4 protein-coding genes and 4 pseudogenes are annotated in these 3644 nt (G+C 50.1%); 3 read left to right on the forward strand and 5 right to left on the reverse strand.

The window, feature by feature from the left end; genetic code table 11:
• Positions 1 to 114 (reverse strand): annotated as a pseudogene (locus AB9F27_RS21600) (IS5/IS1182 family transposase); the annotation flags it as partial.
• Positions 115 to 180: 66 nt separating this feature from the next.
• The gene (locus AB9F27_RS21605) at positions 181 to 303 is read right to left on the reverse strand and encodes a hypothetical protein (protein ID WP_369758165.1); all 123 of its coding nucleotides are present in this window, start codon (positions 301 to 303) and stop codon (positions 181 to 183) included.
• Between the two features lie 132 nt (positions 304 to 435).
• Between AB9F27_RS21605 and gcvA the strand changes: the two genes are divergently transcribed.
• Positions 436 to 1353: a transcriptional regulator GcvA gene (gcvA, locus tag AB9F27_RS21610; RefSeq protein ID WP_369758166.1), complete on the forward strand. Its 918-nt coding sequence runs from the start codon at positions 436 to 438 to the stop codon at positions 1351 to 1353.
• A 254-nt stretch (positions 1354 to 1607) separates the two neighbouring features.
• On the opposite strand, the pseudogene AB9F27_RS21615 reads toward gcvA, so the two are convergent.
• Positions 1608 to 1768, reverse strand: a pseudogene (locus AB9F27_RS21615) (IS3 family transposase); the annotation flags it as partial.
• Positions 1769 to 1808: 40 nt separating this feature from the next.
• Between AB9F27_RS21615 and AB9F27_RS21620 the strand changes: the two are divergent.
• Positions 1809 to 2819, forward strand: a pseudogene (locus tag AB9F27_RS21620) (IS3 family transposase).
• 30 nt (positions 2820 to 2849) lie between these two features.
• Here AB9F27_RS21620 and AB9F27_RS21625 read toward each other — a convergent pair.
• Positions 2850 to 3068 (reverse strand): hypothetical protein, encoded by a 219-nt coding sequence (locus AB9F27_RS21625; protein ID WP_369758167.1) that lies wholly within the window; start codon positions 3066 to 3068, stop codon positions 2850 to 2852.
• Positions 3069 to 3106: 38 nt separating this feature from the next.
• Complete coding sequence (locus AB9F27_RS21630; protein ID WP_369758168.1) at positions 3107 to 3355, reverse strand: transposase; 249 nt, start codon at positions 3353 to 3355, stop codon at positions 3107 to 3109.
• A gap of 102 nt (positions 3356 to 3457) precedes the next feature.
• Here AB9F27_RS21630 and AB9F27_RS21635 point away from each other — a divergent pair.
• Positions 3458 to 3644: pseudogene (locus AB9F27_RS21635) on the forward strand (IS5/IS1182 family transposase); the annotation flags it as partial.

Below are 3644 nucleotides of genomic sequence, written 5' to 3' on the forward strand. Positions count from 1 at the left end.
GGTACGGTGAGCCTTGAGGTCGGTCGCATCAATTGAGATTGGCGTGCTGTCAGGTGCCTCAGAAGCTAAACCAGCCATAATGTTGGTGAAAACACCCATAGAGCATAGTGTCTTTTTAAGTTTGGCCGATTTAATGCGGCCAAACCATAAACTAACTAACGCACGCACATTTTGAAATTTCTAATCTTTGAATGCCTTCGCGATCAAACCGAACCCACCTGTAACGCGCATAACAACCCAATAGGCCGTTTCTGAAATCATCCCGGAAACCGTGACTGACATTTGGGGAAATTGGTTTTGCATTTGCTTGCTCCTGTTTTGATTCGACTTTACATTTCTGAATCAGATGTAGACTCCACTGGGCGTATCGTACAAATGATATAATCCATTAGAACAAGTTAGATTTACTTATCTATAATGTAGTCAGAGGCCACGATGCGCAAACTTCCGCCCTTAAAATCACTGCAAGCCTTTGAAGCAGCGGCCAGATGGAAGAGCTTTGCTAAGGCTGCAGATGAGCTGTTTGTAACCCCCGCCGCCATCAGCCAACAGATTAAGCAGTTGGAAAATTATCTCGGAGTTGAGCTGTTTCGGCGGATGACGAGAGCCGTCCAACTCACACCAGAGGCAAGAACCGTATTGCCACTGGTGACGGAGGGCTTTGACAATCTTGCGGAGGCCGTTGAACGTTTGGCGCGCGATGAGGAAGCCGGCCTTCTTACGATCAGCAGCGTGCCGACATTTGCGAGCAAGTGGTTGCTAAACCGACTGCCAGATTTTTCGCGCAAATATCCCGACATCGACGTCAGGCTGGACGCGTCGTTGGACTTTAAGGACTTTGACCTTGATGGCATCGACGTCAGCATTCGTTTGGGCATGGGCGGCTATAAAGGACTGCACGTCACCCAACTGCTGAATGAAGAAGTGAGTCCGGTTTGCAGTCCCAACCTTTTGAACGGCCCCATTCCCCTTTGTACACCCGAGGATCTGGTGGGGCACCGCTTAATTCATGTCGACTGGGGCAAGATGAAGACGGGTGTTCCAGACTGGCAAATGTGGACAAAAGCGGCGGGTGTGGAAGGTATTAAAACCGGACAAGGCCCAAGGTTCACGGTTGAAGGAATGGCAATCGAAGCGGCGATCAGTGGTGCTGGGGTTGCCCTCGTTAGCCATTCGTCGATCACGGACGACTTGAAATCTGGCCGATTGGTCAAGCCCTTCGATCTCGATTTGAAAACAGATTTGGCCTATTGGCTGGTTTGCCCTCACAGCCACATGCGTCGGGCGAAGGTTAGAGCTTTCTATGATTGGCTGACCGCAGAAGCGGAAAAGAACAAACTGGTCAAGCCGTGAACTGCGCGTCGCACGTTTTCGGTGTCAAAAAGGCAGGAGCAGATATTAACAAAGTTGGGCGGATGGCTGATACCCTCATGAGGTGAGACCAAAGTGTGCTGCAACGGCGCGAGATTTTCTAAAGCGCGTGGGGCCTTTAAAAACCGCCTTGAAGGCTTAAAGCGGCGATTGGTCTCAAACCGATTATGGTCGGAAATAAATGGGCCTTTGACAATTTTGTCTTGTCACGCTTACGTTCCTGTCTCTCAACTCATTTAGGCAGCCTTTCGTTCAAAGGCCAAGGGGCTTTTGCCACCTAACGAAGAATGACACCGTCGTGGATTATAGAACCCATTGATATACCAAAAGATGACCCTTCAGCCTTGCGTCTGGTTTCCTAGCGTTTGCACCAGATCAGCTCTGCCTTGAGCGATTTATAGTTAGGATGGATCGACTTCTGAGAGAGGCGATTCAAAATGACGAAACCAAAGAACCATTCGGCCGATTTCAAAGCCAAGGTTGCACTTGAGGCAATCCGTGAGGAAATGACGATGGCGGAACTGTCGAAGAAGTATGGGGTGCATCTATTACCAGCAGGTGTTTGTTTGCAAACACCGAGAGGCCACCCAGATAGGGACGTGGAAACGCGCTGAGATTGAGAATATGGCCACTGCATTTTACAAACGAGGGCGAGATCCGGAGCGGGTTGATGAAGCGCAGATCGAGAATTTGCGGTTCATGCAAATTATTGACAAGCAATTCCTAGATACACCTTGGTATGGGTCACGGCAAATGGCGCGTTATATGCAACGGCAGGGTCACAAATGAGGCCGCCATCCGCTGCCGGCAAGCTATGTTTGCATTGCTGAGAGGGGTGTGCGCAGATTAATGCGGTTCATGCGTTTGGTGTCAATCAACCAGACGCCAAACACCAGCAAGAAACATCCTCAACACAAGGTTTACCCTTATCTGTTGAGGAAATTGGTAATTGATAGACCAAATCAGGTGTGGTGTGTCGACATCACGTACATTCCGATGCAGCGCGGGTTCCTCTATTTGGTCGCCATTATGGATTGGTACAGTCGCAAGGTTTTGAGCTGGCGTTTATCAAACAGCATGGAAGCGGATTTTTGTGTCGATGCCTTGAACGAGGCAATGGCCAAATACGGAAAACCCAAGATCATGAATAGCGATCAAGGCAGCCAGTTCACCGGCTTTGAGTGGATACAGGCGCTGAAAGATGGCGACGTGGCTATATCCATGGACGGCAAAGGCCGCTGGGTTGATAACCGCATGATTGAGCGGCTCTGGCGATCCTTGAAGTATGAATGCATTTACCTAAACGCATTTCGGGTTCACAGTTCCGCGCCGGTATCGGGAAATGGTTGGCCTACTAAAATACCGAGCGCCCGCATTCCACCCACGGAATATTGACGCCAGACGACGCTTATGAAAGAAAAACAGAACCAATGAGAATGGCAGCCTAAATGAAATCCTGATCCATCTTAAAATGGCTGCTAACTGGTCGAAAAAGTAGGACCACCTCTCCTCAGCCCCATCTCCTGCAACTCTTCGGTCATGCGTGGTCGACCATCGCTATGCAGGCTCAGACGATATTGCTCTCGGATATGCGCCAGAATAACCATGTCGCCGCGCTGCCGTTGGCTCATCGGGCGAACCCGCCACGCGCGAAAACCATGCGATGTAACCTGCATAATGCGGCAGAGAAATTCCACGGGCCACCCTTCTTTCCAGGCATCAATGAAGGCGAACCTCACCCACTTGACCAACACGGATACTCCTCGCGAAGCAGCCGGACGTCCTTGCGAAGACGTTCGTTCTCTTTCTCGACGTCTTCGTAAGGACCCGACACCGGGTCATCATGCTGATGCTTTTGGACCCAATTGTTCAGCGTCGAAAGCCAAATCCCCAAATCAGAGGCCGCTTGTGGCCGTGTCAGTCCACTGGTCGTTGCAATGCGCACTGCATCACCGCGAAACTCGTCTGTGTATCTCGTTCCCATTCATAGCAAACATTGCTTGAAGGAGACCGGAATTAAACTGCGACAAGACCATCTTCAGGAAAATTGCGGCTTACTCTTTGGAAAAAAGATTACATCTTGTCTTTCATAAATCGCAATGGGTTACGATGATGCGCCTGCGGCTTATGGCCATCCCAAGACACTATACGATAGGTGGAAGCGTTGGAGTGATATGGGTGTTTTCACCAACATTATGGCTGGTTTAGCTTCTGAGGCACCTGACAGCACGCCAATCTCAATTGATGCGACCGACCTCAAGGCTCACCGTACG

Source organism: Falsihalocynthiibacter sp. CO-5D18 (assembly GCF_041205445.1).
In the GTDB taxonomy this organism is placed as follows: domain Bacteria; phylum Pseudomonadota; class Alphaproteobacteria; order Rhodobacterales; family Rhodobacteraceae; genus Falsihalocynthiibacter; species Falsihalocynthiibacter arcticus.